The organism is Dysgonomonas sp. HDW5B, assembly GCF_011299335.1.
Classification (GTDB): domain Bacteria; phylum Bacteroidota; class Bacteroidia; order Bacteroidales; family Dysgonomonadaceae; genus Dysgonomonas_A.
Genome location: NZ_CP049858.1, coordinates 1,080,275 through 1,103,862 on the forward strand (window position 1 = coordinate 1,080,275; position 23,588 = coordinate 1,103,862).

A 23,588-nucleotide genomic window follows, 5' to 3' on the forward strand; every position below is an offset into this window, starting at 1 on the left:
TTATTAATCAAGAGATTTAATGCCTGTATCCGAATCTATATTATTTAAAGTCTTTTTCGATGTATGTGCTTTTTTCCCAAATGAAAAATTCCATGCAAATTTCAAATAAAGCATATGCCCATTGTCTGCAATATAAGTCCACGAGGTTTCGGGCTTCAAGTCTGATAAACTCTTACTACCGGCACTCCATTTGTTTTTAAATGGATAACTCATACCAACCCCAAACTTAAATGAGTTATGTGTGTATCCTAAATCTATTGACTGCCAATCTTCTCCATAGTTAATAGTTTCTCCCCAAAGTTGATTTGTTCTCAAATAAATACCCATATTCAAATCAAATTTTTTATATGCAATATTTGTCTCAATATCTCCCCAATGATTGGTGTAAGAATGTGAATATGATTGCCCATTTGACTGATAATAATCTATTCCTCCGGTTAAACCAATACTCCATATATTTTTTATTAATTCTACATTTACATTCAGAAATCCACCAAGTCGCTGAAACCTCCTTTGATTGTCAGGAATTACCAGAAGCTTATCATCCTCCACATAAATATTATCCATAATAGGACGGTTATAATATGTATATCTTAGATTCAAACTTGCATTTACAACTCCTTTATGATAACTGAAAATAAAATTATTATTATAGACATTATAAGGTTTTAACGCTGAGTTACCGGTAGTTGAAACTAGACTGTCAACCTGTTGAACAATATCACTTAGCTGGCTTAGCGAAGGTGCTCTTGATATAACTGAAAAGGCATATTTAACAGTCAGATTGTCTCGTATTTTATATGATAACTGAGCTGAAGGTCTGAGTGAATAAAAAGTATAACCTTCATCTTCTTGTTGAAACCACAATCGGGTTAAACCTAAACCAAATGAATATCCTATCTTTTTTATGCTTCCCTGTATTTGAGCAAACACATAAGTGTCTGTATTCTTTAAATCAACCTCTCCGATCGAACTTCCGGTATATTTATTATTAGCATAGCCTTGAGTATGTTTCGCTCCAGCTGTAAAAAGCTGATTCTGAATCTTTCTGTCATAAATCAGTTCCGAAATGAGTGAGTATTTATCTCCTTTGATCTTATTATGTATATCCGTTAGGTTCTCAATTTCATTTGACTCCATATATAATCTATCATTATCTGTTCTGATATACGTTCCAACCATATTGAATGCCAACGATTGTTCATTAGGGAGATTATACTTAAAAAAGACATCTAGAACCGGTTTATTAGAATGAAGACTATTAAAAGTTGTCGACAAGGATGATGCATTATTATTTATATAATAGTTTTTACTTCTATAATCATTATTAGCATCCCATAATTCATTTTTCAGAAGAATATTTAGGGTATACTTGTCTTTGGATAATAAATTATATAACAAATTTATGGTATGAACCTGATAATTAAAAGGTGTTCTTATTCCATACTGTCTACGAATAATAGTATTATCTGGAATATTAAATGTCGTTGTTTTATCTATCCATCTATCTTCATAATCTCTATAACTCAAATCATAAGAGATTCCAAACTCTGAGTCTTTATAATTCATTCGGCTAGCTACCTGATGGTTTCCAAATCCTGTAAAGAGAGCATTTGTCAAATCGGCCATAACATAACCTCCTGTTCTTCTTTCCTTTAGAATAACATCTATAATAACTGATGCATCTTCATTTCCAAATCGAGCATCTAATGCATTATATGATTCCACGCGTAATATATTCTCCGCTTTTAAAGACATAAGCTCATTGATCTCTGATCTGACACCATTAATCCGAAGTTGTACATTACCTCCATCAGCTGATGAGATTACCCGATTAACAACATCTACTCGAATATCAGGAATTGGCATTTTATTCAAAAGATCAAAACCCTGAGTTGATGTTTTTAATTGTAGGCTACTTGGCAACAATATTTGTTTATTTACTTTATTAATTACGGCATCGGCCGTAACTACAACTTCATTTAGTATTTCAGAGTTCTCTGTTAAAGAAATGGTACCAATATTCATTTTTTTGTTCATTTGAGGAATACTAACATACATATCATTATATCCTAAAGATTGTATTTTCAGCAAGTAATCTCCTGAAACTATATCTGATATATCAAAAGTTCCATCGGCCAATAAATTTGCACCCCTTATATATAGAGAATCACTACTCAAAAGCGTAATAGTAGCATAATCAACAGGAGAATTGTCCCTATCAACAAGTATGCCTGTGATATTTAAATTACCCGATTGCGAGAATGCTGATTGGGAAAAAGATATAATTGATAATAAAAAAAAGAGAGTGCGCATAATATCAGTTTTTTCAGTTTTGTTCGCAATAACTTAAAATTGTATCTTCGAATTTAAAACCATTAGCTCTACCTGTACAATAAAACTTCGGTTTCTCTAGTCCATTATCTTCAAGACGCCGACTACATGGTCCCATACAAAGAGGAAGATATTTACATTTCAAACATTTATCATTTTCAAAAAGAGGCTGTTTATAATATTTTCTCTCAAAATCATCAATATTCCACTTTATTGTACCATCGCCGTTCAAATGTCCTAACGAATTTTCATGCATACTATTTTTAGCTGTACATTTATAAACATTTCCATTAAACGAAATCGTATTGTAATACTTCTGACTTGCATAACAAGGAACATAATTTGAGTTGAAATCAATGGCATTTTTATATCCTAAATCAGCCAATAGATTTAAAGCTTCTTTCAACTTACTCCTATCATCTTTCACTTGCACAACCTGCCATATTTTCCGGAATAGAAAAGTAATCTTATGCTTATTCGAAGAATGAATAATCTCATTTATCTGATTAATAATCCGTGCAGGATATAGGTTTTGATCATCATAATTTATCCGTAATGTAATAGATATATCTTCTATTTTAGAACAGAGATAATTTAGATTGTTTAGAATTGTATCAAATGAAGAACTCTTCTTAGATACTCTAGTCTTATTATGGTGGTCTCTATCTCCATCAATAGTTATTTGAAAAGAAGTGAAATTATAATCAATCATCTGATCTATAACCTCAGGATTAACTAAATAGGCATTACTTGTTGCTGTTGAAAAGAATGGAATATCGTATTCTTTGCAAATCTTCCTTGCAAATTCACTAATTGGTTTAATCACTTTCTCGAAGTACAAAAAAGGCTCTCCGCCAAACCAATCAACATTTAAGGATGTTATTTTTTCATGTTTTATCATGTGTTCTATATGATTGCACACTCGAGAAATCATAGATTCAGTCATCATTCCTTTTACATGACTCTGAACACAATACCAACATCTAAAATTACATTCAAGAGTAGGTAGCAGTACAAGTTTATAATTTTTCGAATAAACCTGATTATAATAATGCTCTCTTATAACGTCAATCTCATTTACAACTTCATCATTTATAAAATGACCTTCGAGTAAATTGGTATAAAGATTGGGCAGTTTATCTTTATAAGATTCGGGATGATTTAGAACATGTGTTAAAGCATCTGCTTTTTTCGAATTTATTGAAAAGTGCTTTAAGCTTATTGCATTAAAACACAAAGTTTCATCTCCTCTTTGTATAAAAAAATTATAGCCACTTTGTTTCATAAATTATAGATGTTGTGTAAAGTTTTCTATTAGTTTATAAAGAGGGCAATTGCCCTCTTTATAAAGAATAATTAATCATTTCTTATATCTGACTCATAGCTTCATCACCAATACAAATCCCAGTGTTATTATTACCTGCAGCTCTGCTACCACCCTTGAGTTCTGTTTGCTCTAGATCATTTAAAGTTTCAGCATCTAATTCTACATTAATCAACTCCTGATCTTTAATTGTTTCTTTGCTCATAATATTAATTGTTTAAATTTTAAATATTTCTTTGTGTAATTCTAAATTATCTCTCAGCTGCACCAATGCAGATACCTGAATTATTATTACCTCTGGCAGTAGCTCCACCTTTCAACTCTGTTTGTTCTAGATCATTTAAAGTTTCAGCATCTAATTCTACATTAATCAACTCCTGATCTTTAATTGTTTCTTTGCTCATAATATTAATTGTTTAAATTTTAAATATTTCTTTGTGTAATTCTAAATTATCTCTCAGCTGCACCAATGCAGATACCTGAATTATTATTACCTCTGGCAGTAGCTCCACCTTTCAACTCTGTTTGTTCTAGATCATTTAAAGTTTCAGCATCTAATTCTACATTAATCAACTCCTGATCTTTAATTGTTTCTTTGCTCATAATATTAATTGTTTAAATTTTAAATATTTCTTTGTGTAATTCTAAATTATCTCTCAGCTGCACCAATGCAGATACCTGAATTATTATTACCTCTGGCGGTAACTCCTCCTTTTAACTCTGTTTGCTCTAGATCATTTAAAGTTTCAGCATCTAATTCTACGTTGTTTAATTCTTGTTCGTTAATTTTTTCAGTTTTCATAATGTTTGTTTTTAATAATTTAGGTTACCTACTCTTTCAAAGCTTTTCGGTTTTCGCTTATTTATAATTAATTATAGTTTTTCTTATTAGAAGTGTTTAAGAAAGAGAGCCGGCGTTTCATTATAAAAAATAGAATGATTTTTTTCTTCTCTTTCGTTAGTGGTTTCTCTACGCCATCCACCTTTCACGATACCCATTTCCATTTCTTGTAGAATGTCCATATCAAAACTGCTTAAATCTTTTATTTTCATAATCGTATTATTTTATTATTTATTTGATATTGCAAATGTAAATTGCTTGAAAAAAAAATTAGGTTATCGAATTGCTATCTTTATGTTATCTAAAGGTTAATTCGCTTAATCTTCAACATAAACAGCTTCGCCATTAACTACAACCCAACGACCTCCACCTTTAATCTTAAGTAATTCACTATTATTTAGAATTCTCATTGTGCTATTTGTAAAGTTGAGTTTCATATTCTGTTATTATTTAATTGTTTGTAATTTGATATTGCAAAGTAAGCCTTATAGATTTAGACAATATGTTATCAAAAACATATATAATGTTATCTGATTGTTATTATATTTGTATTCTAATAATTACAAACTTTACTTATGGGAAATCAGTTTATAAAAATAATAACGAGTATTGCGCTCATTTCCATACTCGTACTACAGGGAATATGGCTATATAGCACTTATAATCTACTAGAAAAAGAACTTGTAGCCAGATTAGATAAAGTTTTAAGCAGATCCATTGAAAAAGAAGTATATATACGCTTTGATTCTCCAGGAAGACATAAATCCAATGGTAAGGTTATAAAGGGTGCCCAACCCAAAAATGATCCGGATACAAATGCACTTGCCTTTCAAGAGTTCTTGGCTATAGAAGGAGAACCGCTAAATTTTATTCAATTAGACAGTATTTTCAAAAGTGATTTAAATAAAGATGTAGGTCAAATTAGCTATTCATTAAGAATGATTGATTCTACTGGTAATGTTTTAATGTCAAGTGAATATGGAAACATTAAAGATATTGAGTCTGCTTTCTACACAAAAAAAATGCCTGTAAGAATGGATAATTCTGTTTTTATTCAAACAATTATAGCCTCACCCTACAAGGTTATTTTTGCAAAAATGCTCTTACTCCTTATTGCATCAGGAGTAATAGCCATTATAATAGGCTATTGCATATTTTTACAAATAAAAATTATCATCCGGCAAGATCGAATTGCTGAAATTCGACAAGACTTCACATATGCCATGATTCATGATATGAAAAACCCACTTACGACAATATTGATGGGAACTCAAACACTGAGAACAGGAAAACTGGATGATAAACCGGAATTAAAAGACCAGTATTTCAATATTCTTGTTGATGAAAGTAATCACCTTCTAGCCCTATCAAATAAGATATTGACAATTGCGAGGTTGGAACATGATAACATGAAGCTAACGAAGCAGCAAGTTGATTTACCTAAAATAATACTTAGTTTACTCGATAAATTTAAGATTGAACAGCGGAAAACTATTATTTTTAATACTAACTTCAACGATATAGAGTATGTATACGCTGATCCTGAATATCTATCAGAAGCAATTAGAAATCTAATTGAAAATGCAATTAAATATTCAACAGATTCTGTCAGCATTAGCATCAATTGTATTTTGGAAAACCAATTTGTAAAAATAAAAATTCGAGATAACGGAGTCGGAATTTCATTAAAAGATCAGAAAAAGATCTTTGATAAATTTGAGCGTGCTTCTTTTACAAATAACTCTACCGGACCTGCCGGCTTTGGATTAGGTCTTAACTATGTATACCGTGTAATAACAGCACATGGAGGTGATGTTACTGTAGATAGTATACTCGGATCTTTTAGTGAATTTACAATTAGCTTACCTAACACTGATGAAAATGATAAAACTTCTATTGGTTGAAGATGATATAAATCTTGGCTATATTATTAAAGGCAGTCTTCAAGAAATAGTTGGAGGATACGAAATTATTCTAGCCCAGAATGGAGAAGAAGGATTAAAAGCCTGGAAAGAGCACAGCCCAGATCTGATTGTTTCGGATGTCGAAATGCCAATTATGAGTGGGCTAGAAATGGTTCGAATTATCCGCCAGTCTGATGTCGAGACTCCTATTATATTTGCATCGGCCAGAAATTCATCTAAGGATGTTACTTCCGGGTATAGCTCCGGAGTAAATAACTATATAAAAAAACCTTTTTTACCTGACGAATTAGATGCTCATGTAAAAGCCTTGATGAATTTAAAAATCAGCACTAAAACAAAGTCTACAAACAAAATATACAGTCTTGGTATATATATCTTTGACCCAGAGAGATATTCTCTTGAGTACAATTCTCAAAAACAACTATTGACATCTCGAGAGGCGGGAATACTACAAATGCTTTGTGAGAACAAATGTGAAGTCGTTAAAAGAGATGATATTCTCCTGAAATTTTGGGGTACTAATGATTTCTTTACATCAAGAAGTTTGGATGTATTCATTAGTAAAATGAGACGTTATTTATCAAATGATACATCTATTTCTATAAAAACGATAAAAGGGGTTGGACTCATTCTTTCTTGCGAATAAGCCCATATTAAAGAGCAAGTTATATTGATTTCTTATTAACAATTTGCCAGTAAGCTTTTTGATTTCTGCATTAAAGGATTCTTTATGGAGGAATTTACAAACGAATCATAATATAGCAACTTAGCCAAAAGTCTGATTTTGAATTGTAAATTATCACCAAAGAAGTTATCTTCTAAGAATGTAAGGATATCTGCTATATCATTCTGATAAAAAAAGAGTTTATCTTTACCAAATGCTAGCAAGTAAACTTGTTCATAAAATTCTATTTCATATCTTTTATCTACCATTTGATCTGATTTTTCTCATTAATAATCTACCACAAAGAAAATCAGATTAAGTCAATTAGAATGTTATCGGAATGTTATTTAAAACCAACTTAAAGTTATTATTCAATATTCCGATTCTGAATATAGAATCAAGCAACATTATAATTATGCAGCTTAATTAATTATTAGGCAATTAAAGATTTTAGCTACCTTTACTAAAAGAAAATACATGATACATGAAATTTATTATAACAAGGCATATATACTAGAGGCAACAATAATCCAATAGCTAAAATAGCCGAACTTTTTAAAAGATTGTATTATTAGAAAAGTTATTGAAAGTGAAAAGAACAGATCGTAAGTTCTGAATTCTTCTTCCTAATTATAATAAAGTATGGAAAGTATCATAATAAAGAGAGTTAGTCCAAACGACATTAATGAATTGCAAAAAATTAGTAAACAAACTTTTAAAGAAACCTTCTCTGCCGGAAATACTGAAGAGAATATGATAAAGTATTTAGACGAAGTTTTTTCTTTAGATAAACTAACTTCAGAACTTAACAATATAAACTCAGAGTTTTATTTCGCCATATCAGATAATAATATACTTGGCTATTTAAAACTAAATTTGGGGCAATCACAAACTGAATTAAAAGACAATAAAGCTCTCGAAATTGAGCGTATTTACGTATTAAAAGACTCTCACGGAAAGTCTGCCGGACAATTACTTTATGAGAAAGCCTTAAAAACCGCTAAACAATTAAAAGTCAATTATATTTGGCTGGGTGTTTGGGAAGAAAATCCAAGAGCAATAAGCTTTTATAAAAAAAACGGATTTGTAGAGTTTGATAAGCATATCTTCGTATTAGTCAATGATGAACAAACCGATATAATGATGAAATTGCAACTCGAAGATAAGTAACAATAGACAATCCTTATAGATTGCCCATCGAGTTTACTACCACGAAAAAAGACGAAAACATCAGCTACTATCTATATTGGTGGAATCTTCAATACGAGGTTAAAGTTTTATTAGAGAATCCCCCTCTTATATTATACATAATGAGAACTGCAAGTAATTAAATTGTAGTTTTTTATTTGTAAATAATACAAGCTTAACTCGCTTTTTTCGCTTAAGTATTGTAAATATATTTAACTGGCATTGTATAATAATTTTACACTTAGAGAATACTTCCCTCTATAAAACCCTACTGATCATCATTTTAAATTTTTGGCACAAATTTGGTATTCCAATTGACAGAAGATTTTTCAGACGAATAATATCATGATAGCTATATTTCGCAATTTCCTGCACGTAACAAAGCGGTTTAAGACAGCATCGGTATTGAACATACTGGGGTTGTCGGCAGCATTAGTAGTATTTACTATTTGTGCTATACAAACCTATTATAATTTAACGTTTAACAAAAGCCTTAAAAATGCAGATAAGCTATATCAGCTTTCGATTTTTCAAGACACTAATTATGGAAGATGGTCTGATTTTGATATGTATTACAAATACTCGGAAATTATCAGGATAAATCAACCCCAGTTTAATTCCACCAATATGGTGCGTGTCCTCAACTCGTCGGCTTCGAGAGTAAAGTATAAGAAAGATGGCGAAAGTGTGAGTACTAAGATATCTATAACAAATGTAGAACCCCAGTTTTTAGATATCATCGGATTAGATATTCTTCAAGGCAATGGCCATAGTGCACTGGCGGATATAAACAAAGTAATCATTAGTGAAAAAACTGCTAAACGGCTTTTTGGAGACAAAAATCCGATAGGAGAACTTATATCAATTTCTATGCCTATAACCCTTGAAATAGAAGATGGGGTGAGTAGTTCGCGAGAGGATATAGTTATGCCTATATCTGCTGTTTACAAGGATTTTCCAACAAACACGAGCTTTGATAACGGAATATTTACTCGTCTGGTTCCGGATAGATTTGAGCGATTTAGCTCCAGCGGTGGCAGCATCCAGATGGATGGCAACTTTAAGACATACTATTTATTAGATAATAATTTGACAATTAACGATCTGGACAGTATTTTATCAGATAAAAAACTACTTGATTTAATTTATCTAAATGCTCCTCGTATAGAGGATATTAAAGATCAGGCAGGAGAAGGAAAGTTAGAGGTTTTAAAGAAAGGTCTCACTTTAACCCCTTTGCACAATATACATATCAGCAATCCTGAAACGGTACCACAAAAAGCTAAAAGCTGGTCTGGTATTTTGGCTCTAATAGTTATAGGCATAGCAACGCTATCAATTGCCTATATTAATTTCATGAATTTTATTACTGCAATGGCTCCGATACGAATCCGATCTATTAACATTCAGAAGATATTAGGAGCAAGACGTATTTTGTTAAGAACTGCAATTTTTTTTAGAAACTCTGCTATTTACATTCACCTCATTTGCCATAGCTTTATTTGTTATTTATTGTATAAGTACCAGCAGTATTACAGAGCTTTTCACTGCCAGCTTGTTACTAAAAGATAATCTTGGACTTCTCACAGGGTTAGCCATTACTCTTACCCTAATCAGTATATTCGTTGCATTATATCCTTCGTTCTATTTAACCTCATTTAATCCTGTAGCTAGTTATGGCGGTGCAGGAATGGGAAAAGATGGAAAACTAATGAGAAATGTACTCACCACTATACAATTTACAGCTGCCAGTGTGCTAGTACTTGTTACTCTCTTCATTAGGCTGCAACATGAGTATTTCAAATCGTACGATCTAGGTATGAATTCCGAGAATATCCTAGTTGTAAATAATAGCAACTTAGATTTCGAACCTTTGATAAATAACGCTGATTCTTATATGCAAGAAGTTACCGGAAAAGGAGGAATTATAAATAGCACTGCAAGTAGTTTTCGCTTAGGATCTGAGCTACCAAGATATGGGTTTATGGTCGAAGACAAACAAATATTGTATTCAGTAATCGAAGGCTCAGAGAATTTCCTGCATTTTTTCGACATAAAGATATTGGAAGGAAAGGATAATTTTGTAAATAAACAAAAGGAGAAAATCGAAGTCGTAAATCAAAAGATGATAAACTTATACGGGACTGAAGTTGTAGAGAATCAAGTCACCAATGGAAGTGCTATTGTGGTCAGTGATTTTAATTTCAGGCCTCTATATGAAGATATATCACCATTAAATATAATACTACATAACGATCCTAAATATTCGAATATATATTTTAAAGTAAGTAACGAAGATGTAGGTTTATCAATCAAAATTTTGGAGACCACATGGAAGAAATTTACAACAGCACCTTTCGAGTATCATTTTATGAATGAAATAGTCGATAGTCTTTACAAGCAGGAAAGTGATCTGGCATCTCTACTTTCCATCTTCTCTTTGACAGCTATTCTCATCGCTATTATGGGTGTTTATGGCTTGGTTTCATTTAACTCGAAGTATAGAGCCAAAGAAATAGCTATCCGAAAGGTACAGGGATCGACTACTAAACAGATTATGTTATTACTTAATAAAGGAATGCTGGCACAGTTTGCTATAGCCTTTATCATTGCCACTCCTATAGCATATTGCATTGTTGATAAATGGCTCGAACAGTTTACTCATAAAACCCCAATATATTGGTGGATATTCCTAGTGGGGGCACTGATTGTATTGTTTATTGCTATTCTGACAGTAAGTATGCAAAGTTATCGTGCAGCCACAACAAATCCGGTCGGTGCATTGAAGAATGAATAAAAGATATCTATAATGGGAGCGCCATATTTACTTCTGTCGAAAGTGAAAGTCTAATGCATTATTTTGAATAATAATTCACGCAGAAGTTCTCCATCAGGGGTCGATGGATTATCTACACCCTTGCATTTTGCATCATAGGTTCTTAAAAGAGACATGATTTCCATAGTCTTAAAAGCATTGTAACTCTTCAGTGCAAGTACATAATCTTTTGCTTGATAACTGTTTCTAAAACCAAGTTCAGCAGCAATGCCATTCTCGGATTTGTCTTTTGCCCAATAACAAATCATCAGATTACTAAAGAAATTAAATAACACAACCAGAGTTACTATTAAAGGATTATTTTTAGGATTTTTCTCAAAGTAATCAGCAATCTGATTCGCTTTAAAAGTATTCCTCTCCACAACTGCCTTCAAAAGCTCGTAGTTATTAAAATCCTTGCTTATTCCGATATTACGCTCGATCAGCTCGGCTGTAATACGTTTTTCGGCAGGAGGTATTGACAGTAGTAATTTGTCTACTTCATTGACAACTTTACTCAGATCGTTACCTAAAAAATCGGTCAGCATTTGAGCCGATTTCTGGTCGATTCCTAATCCCTTTGTACTAACAAAAGAAGTTATAAATGCAGGCATTTTATAATCGGGAATCTTTTTTGATTCAAAGACAACACCACATTTCTCTATACCTGCATAGAGTTTTTTACGTTTGTCTATAGTTCCGTTTTTATAGTTCAGTACCAATATGGTACTAGCCAGAGGATTTCTCAGATATATTTCCAAATCCTCAATTTTCTTTAGCCCCTGAGCCTCTTTTACAACAATCAATTGATGATCTGACATCATCGGAAAACTCCGAGCCAATGTTATTACAGTCGCTACATCGGTTTCCGATCCGTAGAGAATTGTTTGATTAAAATCACGCTCCGTTTCGGGAATTACCTTGTCCAAAAGGGCATTTGTGAGATCATCAATATAATAAGGTTCGTCCCCCATCAAAAGGTAGATGGGGTGAAACTTACGTGATATTATATCTTTTTTAATTTGTTCGAATGACATCTTTTATCAAAAGTCTTCGAAACGAAGATGTTTTACTGTAGATCCGTTATTTATCAATGTCGTCAAAGCTTTAATCCCGATCATTACATGTTCGTTCACAAAATTTTGAGTCACTACACTATCGCTCTTTTCAGTTTTTACTCCGTCCGAAATCATGGGCTGGTCAGATACCAAAAGTAAAGCTCCCGTAGGTATACCATTGGCAAAACCACAAGTAAATAATGTTGCTGTTTCCATATCAACAGCCATAGCTCTGATAGAACGCAGATAATCTTTAAATTTATCATCGTGTTCCCACACCCGACGATTGGTTGTATAAACTGTTCCGGTCCAATAATCTTTATTGAAGTCACGTATATTAGACGATAATGAACGTAACAAATTAAATGCCGGTAATGATGGTACTTCAGGTGGAAAATAGTCATTGGATGTACCTTCTCCTCTGATAGCAGCAATAGGAAGGATATAATCGCCCAATTGATTATGTTTTTTGATTCCTCCGCACTTACCTAAAAACAAAACTGCTTTTGGTTTTATGGCACTCAACAAATCCATAATAGTGGCTGCATTTGCACTACCCATTCCAAAATTGATGATAGTAATCCCATTGGCCGAAGCATTGGGCATATTTCCATCCAATCCTAATATCGGAACCTTGAAATGCTCTGCAAATATTTCGACGTATTTCGAAAAATTTGTCAGGAGAATATGTTTTGTGAACTGCTCTAGTGGTCGTTTAGTATACCGAGGTAACCAATTGTCTACAATTTCTTGTTTAGTCTTCATAATAAACCTATTTTTGTTTTATACAAAGAAGCTCTATTTCCTCTTCGGAAGAGATCGCTTCTTATGGTGTTATTACCAAACAAAGATAGCAAAAATGTTAGAACTAAATTTACCACCATATACTCCAAAGATAAAAAAAAACGATAAGCTATACATTTGGGATCAAATACGCTCCAAATATGTGGCTCTTACACCTGAGGAGTGGGTAAGGCAACATTTTATTAACTATCTGATAACAGAAAAACAATACCCCCCATCTCTTATTGCAAACGAAACCCAGATATCACTTAATACGCAACGAAAAAGGTGTGATTCGGTAATATATGACAATAAGCTCAACCCTTTGGTCATTGTAGAATATAAGTCTCCTGATGTAAAGATTACTCAGGAAGTATTCGATCAGATTGCCAGATATAATATTGTACTTCGGGTTAAGTATCTAATTATATCGAATGGAATGGAACATTATTGCTGCTGTATCGATTATGATAATCTTAGCTTCGAGTACTTATCTGAAATACCTCTTTATACAGCTTTAGAAAAAAGCCTCTAAAAAGAAATGAGGCTACTCAAAAGAATAACCTCATGCTTTCTTATAGCCCACAGTTGGTCTAATCTAAAGGAAGTAATGTACTTACACCTATTCGATTCCATGCATTGATAGTTATAATTGCCATAATAACCTCTGCCAGCTTTTCTTTGCCGAGTAGAGCTTCTGCTTTTTGATAGGTCTCTTCCGAAACTCCCCCATCGCTTATCAAAGTTATCTCTTCTGTCAAAGTAAGAATGATCCTTTCACTTTCTGTATATAACTCAGTTTCATGCCAAACATTCAACAAATAGATACGTTGTTCTGTTTCTCCTAATTTCCGTGCATCTCTTGTATGCATGTTAAGACAATATGCACAGCCATTTATTTGTGATGCTCTGATTTTTATCAGTTCTTTTTCAATTGGAGACAATGATGTACCATGTAAATATGTTTCTAATTTGAGCATCGCCTTATAGGCTTCCGGAGCAACCTCATGTATTTTTATTCTTTTCGTTTCCATAATTGTTTGTTTTTTTGGTTAAAGCGAAGTTAAACCTATTCTAGTCTAATAAGATTAAACTGGTTTAAGAAAACAATATTGAATAGAAGTATTAACTTAAAACAAAAGAGCGGTTACCCCTCAAAGGATAACCGCTCTTTCATTTATTGATTTTATCTAATCTTTTTATTTCACAGAAACAGGTCTGTCGGCTTTATCAACTCCAAAAGTTTTTGAAGGTTGAGGTCCCATTTCAAATTCTAAAGTACCACCCGCAACTACGTCTTTATGATTGATATAAGATTTAGTATAAGGCTTACCGTTCAACTTAGCACTTTGAATATATTTATTCTCAGGACTATTGTTGGCTGCAATCACTTTAAATGTTTTTCCGTCTCCCAGATTTATAGTAGCTTCTTTCATCTGAGGGCTGCCAAAGATATAGTCGCCTCCGGCAGGAGCCATCGGATAGAATCCTAATGCCGAAAGAATATACCATGATGACATCTGACCCACATCTTCATTACCGCTCAATCCGGCAGGTTTGTCAAAATAAAGAGTAGTAAGTACTTCACGTACTTTTTCTGCCGTTTTCCATTGTTGACCTACGAATGGATACAAGTAAAGAACTTGATGACTTGGCTCATTTCCATGCGCATATTGTCCGATCAATCCGCTAATGTCAGGAGAAGCTTCTGATCCCATATCTCCTTGTATAGTAAACAATGAATCAAGTTTTGTTACGAAAGCTTCTTCGCTTCCGAATAAGCTAATCAAGCCATTCACATCATGAGGAACCAACCAAGTATATTGCCAAGCATTACCCTCGGTGTAATCATCCTCACGGTGAGTAGAATGCAATGGATTAAATGGTACACGGAATGTACCTGTAGAAGAAAGACCTCTCATAAACTGAGTCTCTTTATCAAAGTAATTTTTATAAGACTCACTTCTTTTGATGAAATAATCGTAGTCTTCGGTCTTACCCATTTCTTTTGCAACCTGAGCAACACTCCAGTCTGCGATAGCATATTCTAAGCCTTTAGCAACAGACTCGAATGTTTTTTCTTTATCGTAAGGAATATATCCATATTCTTTCAACCAGTTAAGACCTCTTTCGTCCAACATCATCGAAGTCTTCATCGCCTCATAAGCAGCTTCTTTATCTTTATCAGCAACAAAGCCTTTCAAGAATAAGTCTGCCAGAACAATAACTCCCGGATTACCCACCATACAGTCGGTTTCGTTACCCATCAAATGCCACACCGGTAATTTTCCCTGTTGTTTAAATATTTCAATGAAAGTACTGGCTACATCTTTTGCCAACTCGGGATGGATAATAGTTTGCAACGGCTGAGCTGCACGATATGTATCCCAAAGTGAGAAAGTTGTATAATTAGTAAAATCATTGTTGGTGTGTACTTTCTTATCGGTACCCCAATAGTCGCCATTCACATCAGCAAATACCGATGGAGCTACCATAGAGTGATACATTGCAGTATAGAAATTGCGAAGATCGGTTTTACTATCCGATTTCACCACAATCTTATTCAGCTCTTCATTCCAAGCCTTATCTGCATTAGCAACGGTTTTTTCGAAATCCCATCCGGGAAGCTCTGCTTGCATGTTCATCTTTGCATTTTCGATACTCACCGGCGACAGAGCAACTTTAGCATATATTTGTTCTCCGGTTTTAGTAGGAGCAAAAAATACCTGACCATAGATTTTACGCATAGGGGTTTTAGATCCTTCGTAAACTGCAGTAGTATCCGATAAAACAAATTTAGATATCGGTTTCGAGAAAGTCGCTGTAAAATAAACGCGTTGATCGTTTGCCCATCCCTTAGAGAAGCGATAACCCGAAATTACACTGTCATTTTCCTGAATCAAAGTAGCATCTACAGGCATATCCCACCCGATACCATGTTCCAGGTCAATAATAATTTTAGGATCTGATGACTCAGGGAATGTATATTTATGAAATCCCACTCGTTGAGTTGCTGTCAATTCCACATCGATACCAAATCGATCCAGATGAACCGAATAATATCCAGGTTTAGCTGTTTCTTTATCGTGTGAAAAGTAAGAATAGATACCTGTTGATTCGTCAGGAAGTGTACCTCTTGTTAATTTAACATCTCCAACGGCAGGCATGAATGAGATATCGCCTAAATCGCCAATACCTGTTCCGCTCAAGTGCATATGTCCGAAACCGATAATGGTAGAATCGCTGATATGATATCCCGAACACCAATCCCATCCCTGACTATGCTGAGTAGGTCCTAGCTGTACGAATCCAAAAGGAACATTGGCTCCCATAAATACGTGGCCATGATCGCCTGTACCAATGTAAGGATCAACATACTGTGTCAGATTTTCAAGTTCAGCTTCTTTTTGCCCTTTTTCAGAACAAGCAATCGTACCCAGCATCAAGCCGGTACAAATACCCAATCCGAGAGCGTTTCTCATGATTTTTTTTGTTACCATACTTTAGTTAACTTATTTAAGATTTATGTCAATTACGCTAATTCGCATTATATTAAGGTCTCAGACCTATTTATTGTCCATCCAAGTATAACATTGATAGTTATTGCTTTAGAACACGACATTAAATACTTTCTTTTACTTATAAATAGGGAAAGAACTGCAATTTACGCCTTTTATTATGTCCCTCGGTAAAAATAGTAATAATTTTCCAAACAAAATGACAGTTTAAAGCCCTGATTATACTTTCAGCTCTTATTATTAGCTTAATCACTCACTTACACTAAAGTGACAAAAGTTATACAATTAAGCTACAAAGGTTACAAGATACAGTACAATTATGCAACTTTCTCAAATTACTAATAATCAGATAACAAACCCACAAAAGGTGACAAAAATGACAAAAGTGACACTTTTTATGTTGCTTTTTTATTTCCCTTCAAACCTAATACGATTTAAACTTGTACTCTTACCTTTATAGATAAACTAAAGTCTCATACCTCTTTATCAATTAGATGAATACAGCAAATACAACCAGTTATAGTTGAAGGCATACCATCTCCCAACTAATCATAAAAACACTAATTAAGCTCACAGAACTATTTGTTACTTTGGTTAGCAAAATAACAACAGAGTATGATACTCTTTTAGAGTCTCACTAAATGTTTGCTTTTATTTAAAATGCAGATTTAAAACTACGATTTCAGAAATAGTTCCGATACGATACTGAGGGCCGGCGAGTCCTAGTCCCGAAGTAACATAAACATGTGTATTATCTTTCTTTTTATAACCATGACCGACTTCATATATCAGACTCATCAATAAATTATTGGGAAACAATTGTCCGTTATGAGTATGTCCATAAACAGCAAGGTCTGCCTGTTCATCCGATTCTTCAGATAGATTTTTAGGTTCATGATTCATCACAATTACAGGCAATTGCTTATCAACATGCTGCATCAGCTCAGTTAATGGTTTTCGATGTTCGGCATGATCGTCTTCTCGACCTACAATATAAAATTTATCAGCTATATTTATGGTCGTATCTCTTAGCATGGTCATTCCAGTCTCGGAAGTTAACCAAGCTATTTTCTCTTTCGAATTTAATCTGTATTCGTGATTACCTGTAGTCACATATACTCCATAAGGAGCTTTTAAACGTTGGAACTCCTCCCCCATCCTCTGATCTACCAATGGAGACAGATCATAGTCTATAATATCACCAACCAACAGGATAACATCCGGCTTTTGTTCCATTATTTTATCCACATACATACTCAACACCTTTTTATCAATCAAATGTCCGACATGTATGTCTGCCACCATCACGACTTTAAGAGTTTTAAGCCCTTCTACTTTTTTATCAACAGCTAAATCCATCGTTGTTACAACAGGATGCCAAAAGCGATAATGTCCGTATGTCATCGAAGAAATTACAATAACCAGCGATAGTATGCTATATATTCTTCGGAATGAAACCTTTTGTAAGTTTAATCTTCGGATAGGCTGAATCCAGCGCCCTAAAAATTTAACAAAATCATAAATCAGTAGTAAGGCCGAAGTATAGCCAATAAATATCATCCATGAAGTTCCAATCAACAAAATAGGCTTCAAGATAGCAGATGGTAACATAACATTGAAAATCAATCCTATCAGATATACGATAAGCTCTATTGCAAACAGCGATGCATAAGGAATTCTGTATACTTTACTCTTGGGTAAAAGCTGCCATCCTCGTACAAATACATATACATTAAATATAAGATGTACTATAAGTGCTTGAAATAAGAAGACTTTCATTTCGTTTTTACTTTAATTACAGCATATTCGGACTGTGTTCCTATACGGAATTTTCCACCCCAAAGCCCCATACCCGAACTTACATATATATTTGTATTTCCTTTTTTCAAATACCCATACGAGTCTTCATAAATCATATCGGTTATCAGCGAAATAGGCCATATCTGTCCTCGATGTGTATGCCCCGAAAATTGAATATCTACCCCTTCATTTTCAGCTTCTTCTAAATTATACGGTTGGTGATCTAACAAAATTATGGGCTTCGATTTATCTAAAGAACCAGTTAATGCTGCAAGAGGTTTTCGATTCGGATTCGACTTATCATCTCGTCCGACAATATAAAACATGCTATCAATTAAAACAACAGAATCTCTGATTAGTTTAATGCCTGAGTCTTCTATGAATTTCGAAGAAGCCAAAGCTCCGCTGATATACTCATGATTGCCCATAACGGCATATACTCCGTATTTCGATTTTATCTTTTTCAGATCATCCGACATATTCTGTTCAATCAGCGGTCTGACACTACTATCTATAATATCTCCTGCAATAAGAACAATATCCGGATTTTCTTTATTGATAAGCTCTACCCATTGTTGCAGCTCACTTTTACCGATGCCATATCCTAAGTGCATATCACTAAGTGCCACTATAGTAAGCGAATCGCCGGCTCCTATGGTTTTAGTAATTTCGATAGGCAGATCGACCCGTTCTTTAATGCGGTATTTTAAATAACCACACAGCATCAGCAAGCCGATAAAACCCACTGTCAAGCCAAAACTAAGCCAATTATCTTTGGTATATTGGTTCAGTGTATCCCGAGGTACAAGATGGGAGGCACGAATCAAGTCGGTGAGTAAATTAAAAATAAGAACATAAATAAAAATAAAGACCCACGAGGTTCCGATTATATATAAAACAGATGTTACTCCGACCGGAAAATGCTCCCCTGCCAGAAATAACAAAAAAATAGAACCTATCAATACTACAGCTACCCCGATCAATAACGAACGCGTTAATACGCTTAAAGGGATAACCGTCCAAGCTCTGTAGAAAACATAATAATTACCTGCTAAAAAAAGTAAAAGAAAAATGATAAAAAAAAGATATTTCATAATCAGTCAGAGCTTGATAAAAATAAAATCCTATACTACACATCTACATCTGTATGTGCCATGAAAAAAAAGAGTAACTATAATGTTACTCTTTATATTTTAGAGGGATAAGGATTATCTCCTGCTCCCCAGTGCGATAAAGATATAATAAATAAGAGTGGCTAAAGAACCTAAAGCAGCTACAACATATGTATATGCAGCCCACTTTAGAGCATCTTTTGCTTTATCCTTATTAGAATCTCTTACGATACCGGCTGTATTAAGCCATACTAAAGCACGATTACTGGCATCAATTTCGACAGGTAATGTCACAAAACTAAAGATGGTAGTCATTGCAAACAAACCGATACCAATCCATAATAATATAGGGAAAGTATTGATCATAAATATACCTGCCAATAATACCCACATAACCCATTTCGAAGCAAAGCTAACCGTTGGCACCAAAGCCGATCTTAAAGTCAAAGGTCCGTACGCCTTAGCATGCTGTACAGCGTGTCCGCATTCGTGTGCCGCAACAGCAGCTGCCGCCACACTATTACTATGATAAACACCTTCGCTTAAGTTTACCGTTTTGTTGCCCGGATTGTAATTATCCGTTAGCATACCTTGGGTCGAAACTACTTGTACATCATATATACCATTGTCATGCAGCATTTTCAATGCAACATCTCTACCTGTCAATCCGCTATCTAATGGTACCTTTGAGTATTTTTTAAATTTGCTTTGTAATGTTGCCGAAACTATCCAGCCTCCTAAAGCAATTATACCGAATAAAATCCAACCGAAATACATAATCTTACTATTTTAATTAATAACCTTTTCTACCTTATAATTATCTTTATCAAAAGATATGCCAAAGATATACATATTAATTGTTTGTAAATTTGATAATTACTTAAAAAAGGCTAATCAGAGATTATACGAAATATTGACGTTTAATAGTCTGATCACGATCAGGTCCTACTGATACAATACTGATAGTTACATCTAACTCTTCCTCCAAAAAATTGACATAGTCTATAAATTCCTGAGGAAATTCTTCTTCACTCTGCATTTTTGTCATGTCCATATTCCATCCGGGAAGTTCCTTGTATACAGGTGTTACGTTGTCTCCTATTTCGAAAGGAAATTCGGTTGTTTCTTTACCATCGATTTTATAGGCAACGCATGCTTTAATAGTCTCGAATGTATCCAACACATCGCTTTTCATCATAATCAGTTGAGTCACCCCATTGATCATTATAGCATAACGCAATGCAACCAAATCAATCCAACCACAACGGCGGGGACGCCCTGTTACCGATCCAAACTCAAAGCCTAGCTTGCGAAGTTTGTCACCCGTTTCATCGAACAGCTCTGTAGGGAAAGGACCACTACCTACACGTGTGCAGTATGCCTTGAAAATACCAAAAACTTCACCTATATGGCTGGGAGGAATCCCCAAGCCAATACATGCTCCCGAAGAGATCGTATTAGATGAAGTTACAAAAGGATAAGATCCGAAGTCGATATCCAGCATAGTGCCTTGTGCTCCTTCTGCTAAGACCGATTTATGTTTTGACAAAGCATTATTGATATAATACTCGCTATCTACAAATGTAAATTCTTTTAATTTTTCAACACCTTTAAACCATTCTTTTTCGATTTCAGCCAATGAACTGCAATCGAAGTTATATTGATTTAGTATTTCCAGATGTCTGTTTCTTACCTGTTGGTACTTTTCATCGAAACCGCATAAGAGATCTCCCACTCTCAAACCTCCACGTCCTACTTTCTCAGTATATGTAGGTCCGATACCTTTGCCGGTAGTTCCTATTTTAGAGTCTCCCTTAGCATTTTCATAACAAGCATCCAATAAACGATGTGTAGGTAAAATAAGATGGGCTTTCTTAGAGATCAACAGGCGTTTAGTCAGATCATGCCCCGACTTTTCAAGAGACTCAACTTCACCTTTAAATAATGCAGGGTCTAGTACCACTCCATTTCCGATGATATTTATCTTATCTCCTTGAAAGATACCCGAAGGAACCGATCTTAAAACATATTTCTCACCCTCAAATTCTAAAGTATGACCCGCATTGGGTCCGCCCTGAAAACGAGCTACTACTTCATATTTTGGAGTTAATACGTCCACTATTTTGCCTTTACCTTCGTCACCCCATTGCAACCCCAGTAGTACATCTGCTTTCATTTCTTTTTATTGGTATTTATTTTATTTTCTTCTGATTTCTTTGATTTCTTCTCACTTTGTTGCTTTTCTTTTAAGCACTTGGCACATGTTCCGTATATATACATACTATAATAGCCAATCTTAAATCGGGCAAACCTTTTTTGCTGTGTCTGAGTAAATGGTGTTGCATTTTTATATTCCTTCACCTTCCCACATGTAGTACAGATTAAGTGATCATGGTTTTCAGCACCATATATACGTTCATACTGAGATATATTTGCGCCAAACTGATGCTTCACTAACAAACCGCAATCCAATAACAATTCGATTGTATTGTACAGTGTAGCTCTGCTAACCCGCATACTTTGGGTATTCATTGTTTGAAAAAGCGAATCGACATCAAAATGTCCTTTTGTAGAGTAGATATGATCAAGTATGGCAAAACGTTCGGGCGTCTTGCGATGTTTATGCTGATTGAGGTATTCAGTAAACTTATTTAAAACCTGTTCTTTTATCTTCTGATTATCCATTTTACCAGATCAAGAATAACAAATATACACTTTTTTAAGCAAAGAACAATTTGAAACTTTATTATTGAGAACATAAAAAAACACGAAGAGTAATTTCTTCGTGTTTTTTTATATTATAATTATTCAATTATCAATATCCAGGATTTTGCTGTGTAGCAATATTTGGATTGGCATCAATTTCTCTTTGAGGTATTGGCCATGCTAATCTTGTATCACCAGGTTGAATAGTTTGCCCTAAAGCTCCGGTTCCGGTAGTAGCTGCAATAATTGGCAAATGCAATCGTTTCAAATCATGAAAATAATGTCCTTCAAAAGCTAGTTCTTTGCGTTTCTCTAGAAGTATAGCATCGATTAAAGCTTGTCCGGTAGCAGTTGTTGATGCCGCTGTAGGAAGAGCTCTTTGTCTTATTGCGTCCAAATATTTACGAGCTGTAGTCTCATCTCCTAGTCTTGCAGCTGATTCCGCTGCAATTAGATACATTTCAGAAACTCTAAGCATGCTATAATTATCCAAACCAGGTGTTCCTCGACCAGGATATTTACCTTCTACATAAATATTATCTTTTTTAGATGCTGCCTCACCATTTACAAACCAACCCTTTCGAACATCACCTTCGGCATAAAGAGCCGGAAACTTGGGTTCCACCAATAGATCTCCATAACCAGCTTCAATATAGATATATCCTAAAGCATTAGTTCCTTGATTATCCACAAGATTATGAGCTAAAGTGAATATTGACTCAGAGGTATATTCCTCCCCCCAAGAGGCCAGATATTTATCGTTGGGGATCAAACTATATTTAGGGATTACCAACTCAGCATACTCTTTAGCTTTGGCATAGTTACCCATATAAAGATATACCCTTGCATATAATCCATTTATAGCATTAGGAGAAAGCGTATAAGGTGCAACTTGACGCATTTTAGTCACAAGTTCAGCTGCCTTACCTAAATCTGAAAGAATATTAGTATAAACCTCATTCACTGTATTTCTTTTAGGTTGCCCTGTTGCATCATGTTTTGTTATATATGGTACACCTAAATGAGAATGATCAGTAGTAAAATTATAGTCTTGAGCATACATCCGAACTAAATCAAAATGTAGTAAAGCCCTAAGAGCATATGCTTCACCAACAATCTGGTTTACAGCAGTCTGATCTCCAGAAATTTTTGCATTTATTATATTATTAGCCCTGTTTATTGTATTATATGTTTGATTCCAATAATAACCAAAGTCTGCTGTTGACACACTCCATGACCAAGCTGCCTCTGAAGTGAATCGATTAGAATTAGTAGGAGAGGCTTTTACGTTATTAGTTAAAACATCACCGTAAACAACAAAGTCACGTCCATAACTATAATAATACTGTAACCCATCATAAGTTCCAACTAATGCTGCTGTTGCACTTTGAACATTATTTATAGCATTTGCGGAATCGACAGAAGAACTTGGCTTCAAATCCAAGAAACTATCACAGGATTGCAGTGATACGGTAGCAATTACCGCTAAAGCAAACATTTTAATATATTTATTCATAATC

The 23,588-nt window shown here is 34.2% G+C and carries 24 protein-coding genes; 6 read left to right on the forward strand and 18 right to left on the reverse strand.

What is annotated here, in order from left to right:
* Positions 1 to 3: 3 nt before the first annotated feature.
* From G7051_RS04410 to G7051_RS04440, 7 genes are all read right to left on the reverse strand, one after another.
* Positions 4 to 2,316, reverse strand: a complete 2,313-nt coding sequence (locus tag G7051_RS04410) for an outer membrane beta-barrel protein (RefSeq protein ID WP_166198800.1) — start codon at positions 2,314 to 2,316, stop codon at positions 4 to 6.
* A 13-nt stretch (positions 2,317 to 2,329) separates the two neighbouring features.
* Positions 2,330 to 3,619: a radical SAM/SPASM domain-containing protein gene (locus G7051_RS04415; RefSeq protein WP_166198801.1), complete on the reverse strand. Its 1,290-nt coding sequence runs from the start codon at positions 3,617 to 3,619 to the stop codon at positions 2,330 to 2,332.
* A gap of 82 nt (positions 3,620 to 3,701) precedes the next feature.
* Positions 3,702 to 3,863 carry a hypothetical protein gene (locus G7051_RS04420; protein ID WP_166198802.1) on the reverse strand — a complete coding sequence of 54 codons (162 nt, stop codon included), beginning with the start codon at positions 3,861 to 3,863 and terminating at the stop codon, positions 3,702 to 3,704.
* Positions 3,864 to 3,909: 46 nt separating this feature from the next.
* Positions 3,910 to 4,062, reverse strand: a complete 153-nt coding sequence (locus G7051_RS04425; RefSeq protein WP_166198803.1) for a hypothetical protein — start codon at positions 4,060 to 4,062, stop codon at positions 3,910 to 3,912.
* Positions 4,063 to 4,108: 46 nt separating this feature from the next.
* Positions 4,109 to 4,261: a hypothetical protein gene (locus tag G7051_RS04430; RefSeq protein ID WP_166198803.1), complete on the reverse strand. Its 153-nt coding sequence runs from the start codon at positions 4,259 to 4,261 to the stop codon at positions 4,109 to 4,111.
* Between the two features lie 46 nt (positions 4,262 to 4,307).
* Complete coding sequence (locus G7051_RS04435) at positions 4,308 to 4,460, reverse strand: hypothetical protein (protein ID WP_166198804.1); 153 nt, start codon at positions 4,458 to 4,460, stop codon at positions 4,308 to 4,310.
* An 86-nt stretch (positions 4,461 to 4,546) separates the two neighbouring features.
* Complete coding sequence (locus G7051_RS04440; protein WP_166198805.1) at positions 4,547 to 4,711, reverse strand: hypothetical protein; 165 nt, start codon at positions 4,709 to 4,711, stop codon at positions 4,547 to 4,549.
* Between the two features lie 363 nt (positions 4,712 to 5,074).
* Between G7051_RS04440 and G7051_RS04445 the strand changes: the two genes are divergently transcribed.
* Together G7051_RS04445 and G7051_RS04450 are read left to right on the forward strand one after the other, a co-directional pair.
* Entirely contained in the window at positions 5,075 to 6,403 is a 1,329-nt protein-coding gene (locus G7051_RS04445; protein ID WP_166198806.1) for a sensor histidine kinase KdpD, read from the forward strand.
* The gene (locus G7051_RS04450; protein WP_166198807.1) at positions 6,381 to 7,070 is read left to right on the forward strand and encodes a response regulator transcription factor; all 690 of its coding nucleotides are present in this window, start codon (positions 6,381 to 6,383) and stop codon (positions 7,068 to 7,070) included. Before G7051_RS04445 ends, G7051_RS04450 begins: the two co-directional genes overlap by 23 nt.
* Before the next feature lie 35 nt (positions 7,071 to 7,105).
* On the opposite strand, the gene G7051_RS04455 is transcribed toward G7051_RS04450, so the two are convergent.
* Positions 7,106 to 7,357 (reverse strand): hypothetical protein, encoded by a 252-nt coding sequence (locus G7051_RS04455; RefSeq protein ID WP_166198808.1) that lies wholly within the window; start codon positions 7,355 to 7,357, stop codon positions 7,106 to 7,108.
* A gap of 373 nt (positions 7,358 to 7,730) precedes the next feature.
* Between G7051_RS04455 and G7051_RS04460 the strand changes: the two genes are divergently transcribed.
* The 3 genes from G7051_RS04460 (at position 7,731) to G7051_RS04470 (ending at position 11,073) form a co-directional block, all read left to right on the forward strand.
* The gene (locus G7051_RS04460) at positions 7,731 to 8,258 is read left to right on the forward strand and encodes a GNAT family N-acetyltransferase (protein ID WP_166198809.1); all 528 of its coding nucleotides are present in this window, start codon (positions 7,731 to 7,733) and stop codon (positions 8,256 to 8,258) included.
* Positions 8,259 to 8,621: 363 nt separating this feature from the next.
* Positions 8,622 to 9,848: an ABC transporter permease gene (locus G7051_RS04465; protein ID WP_166198810.1), complete on the forward strand. Its 1,227-nt coding sequence runs from the start codon at positions 8,622 to 8,624 to the stop codon at positions 9,846 to 9,848.
* On the forward strand, positions 9,832 to 11,073 hold the full coding sequence (locus tag G7051_RS04470) for an ABC transporter permease (RefSeq protein ID WP_166198811.1): 1,242 nt from the start codon (positions 9,832 to 9,834) through the stop codon (positions 11,071 to 11,073). The genes G7051_RS04465 and G7051_RS04470 overlap by 17 nt, the downstream gene beginning before the upstream one ends.
* A 50-nt stretch (positions 11,074 to 11,123) precedes the next feature.
* Here G7051_RS04470 and holA read toward each other — a convergent pair whose 3' ends face one another.
* Together holA and G7051_RS04480 are read right to left on the reverse strand one after the other, a co-directional pair.
* On the reverse strand, positions 11,124 to 12,128 hold the full coding sequence (holA, locus tag G7051_RS04475) for a DNA polymerase III subunit delta (protein ID WP_166198812.1): 1,005 nt from the start codon (positions 12,126 to 12,128) through the stop codon (positions 11,124 to 11,126).
* Between the two features lie 6 nt (positions 12,129 to 12,134).
* Complete coding sequence (locus tag G7051_RS04480) at positions 12,135 to 12,914, reverse strand: AMP nucleosidase (RefSeq protein ID WP_166111676.1); 780 nt, start codon at positions 12,912 to 12,914, stop codon at positions 12,135 to 12,137.
* A gap of 94 nt (positions 12,915 to 13,008) precedes the next feature.
* Here G7051_RS04480 and G7051_RS04485 point away from each other — a divergent pair, with 94 nt between their 5' ends.
* Positions 13,009 to 13,467, forward strand: a complete 459-nt coding sequence (locus G7051_RS04485; protein WP_166198813.1) for a type I restriction enzyme HsdR N-terminal domain-containing protein — start codon at positions 13,009 to 13,011, stop codon at positions 13,465 to 13,467.
* Between the two features lie 58 nt (positions 13,468 to 13,525).
* On the opposite strand, the gene G7051_RS04490 is transcribed toward G7051_RS04485, so the two are convergent.
* From G7051_RS04490 to G7051_RS04525, 8 genes are all read right to left on the reverse strand, one after another.
* Positions 13,526 to 13,966 (reverse strand): carboxymuconolactone decarboxylase family protein, encoded by a 441-nt coding sequence (locus tag G7051_RS04490; protein WP_166198814.1) that lies wholly within the window; start codon positions 13,964 to 13,966, stop codon positions 13,526 to 13,528.
* Between the two features lie 165 nt (positions 13,967 to 14,131).
* A complete protein-coding gene (locus G7051_RS04495) occupies positions 14,132 to 16,414 on the reverse strand; it encodes a GH92 family glycosyl hydrolase (protein WP_370522987.1) in 2,283 nt (760 codons plus the stop codon).
* A 687-nt stretch (positions 16,415 to 17,101) separates the two neighbouring features.
* On the reverse strand, positions 17,102 to 18,229 hold the full coding sequence (locus G7051_RS04500) for a metallophosphoesterase (protein WP_166198816.1): 1,128 nt from the start codon (positions 18,227 to 18,229) through the stop codon (positions 17,102 to 17,104).
* Positions 18,226 to 19,344, reverse strand: a complete 1,119-nt coding sequence (locus G7051_RS04505; protein ID WP_166198817.1) for a metallophosphoesterase — start codon at positions 19,342 to 19,344, stop codon at positions 18,226 to 18,228. The genes G7051_RS04500 and G7051_RS04505 overlap by 4 nt, the downstream gene beginning before the upstream one ends.
* A 114-nt stretch (positions 19,345 to 19,458) precedes the next feature.
* Complete coding sequence (locus G7051_RS04510; RefSeq protein WP_166111693.1) at positions 19,459 to 20,139, reverse strand: zinc metallopeptidase; 681 nt, start codon at positions 20,137 to 20,139, stop codon at positions 19,459 to 19,461.
* 124 nt (positions 20,140 to 20,263) lie between these two features.
* Entirely contained in the window at positions 20,264 to 21,538 is a 1,275-nt protein-coding gene (locus G7051_RS04515; protein WP_166111696.1) for an adenylosuccinate synthase, read from the reverse strand.
* Positions 21,535 to 22,047 (reverse strand): Fur family transcriptional regulator, encoded by a 513-nt coding sequence (locus G7051_RS04520; RefSeq protein ID WP_166111699.1) that lies wholly within the window; start codon positions 22,045 to 22,047, stop codon positions 21,535 to 21,537. The genes G7051_RS04515 and G7051_RS04520 overlap by 4 nt, the downstream gene beginning before the upstream one ends.
* 130 nt (positions 22,048 to 22,177) lie before the next feature.
* The gene (locus G7051_RS04525) at positions 22,178 to 23,584 is read right to left on the reverse strand and encodes a RagB/SusD family nutrient uptake outer membrane protein (RefSeq protein WP_166198818.1); all 1,407 of its coding nucleotides are present in this window, start codon (positions 23,582 to 23,584) and stop codon (positions 22,178 to 22,180) included.
* Between the last annotated feature and the right edge of the window lie 4 nt (positions 23,585 to 23,588).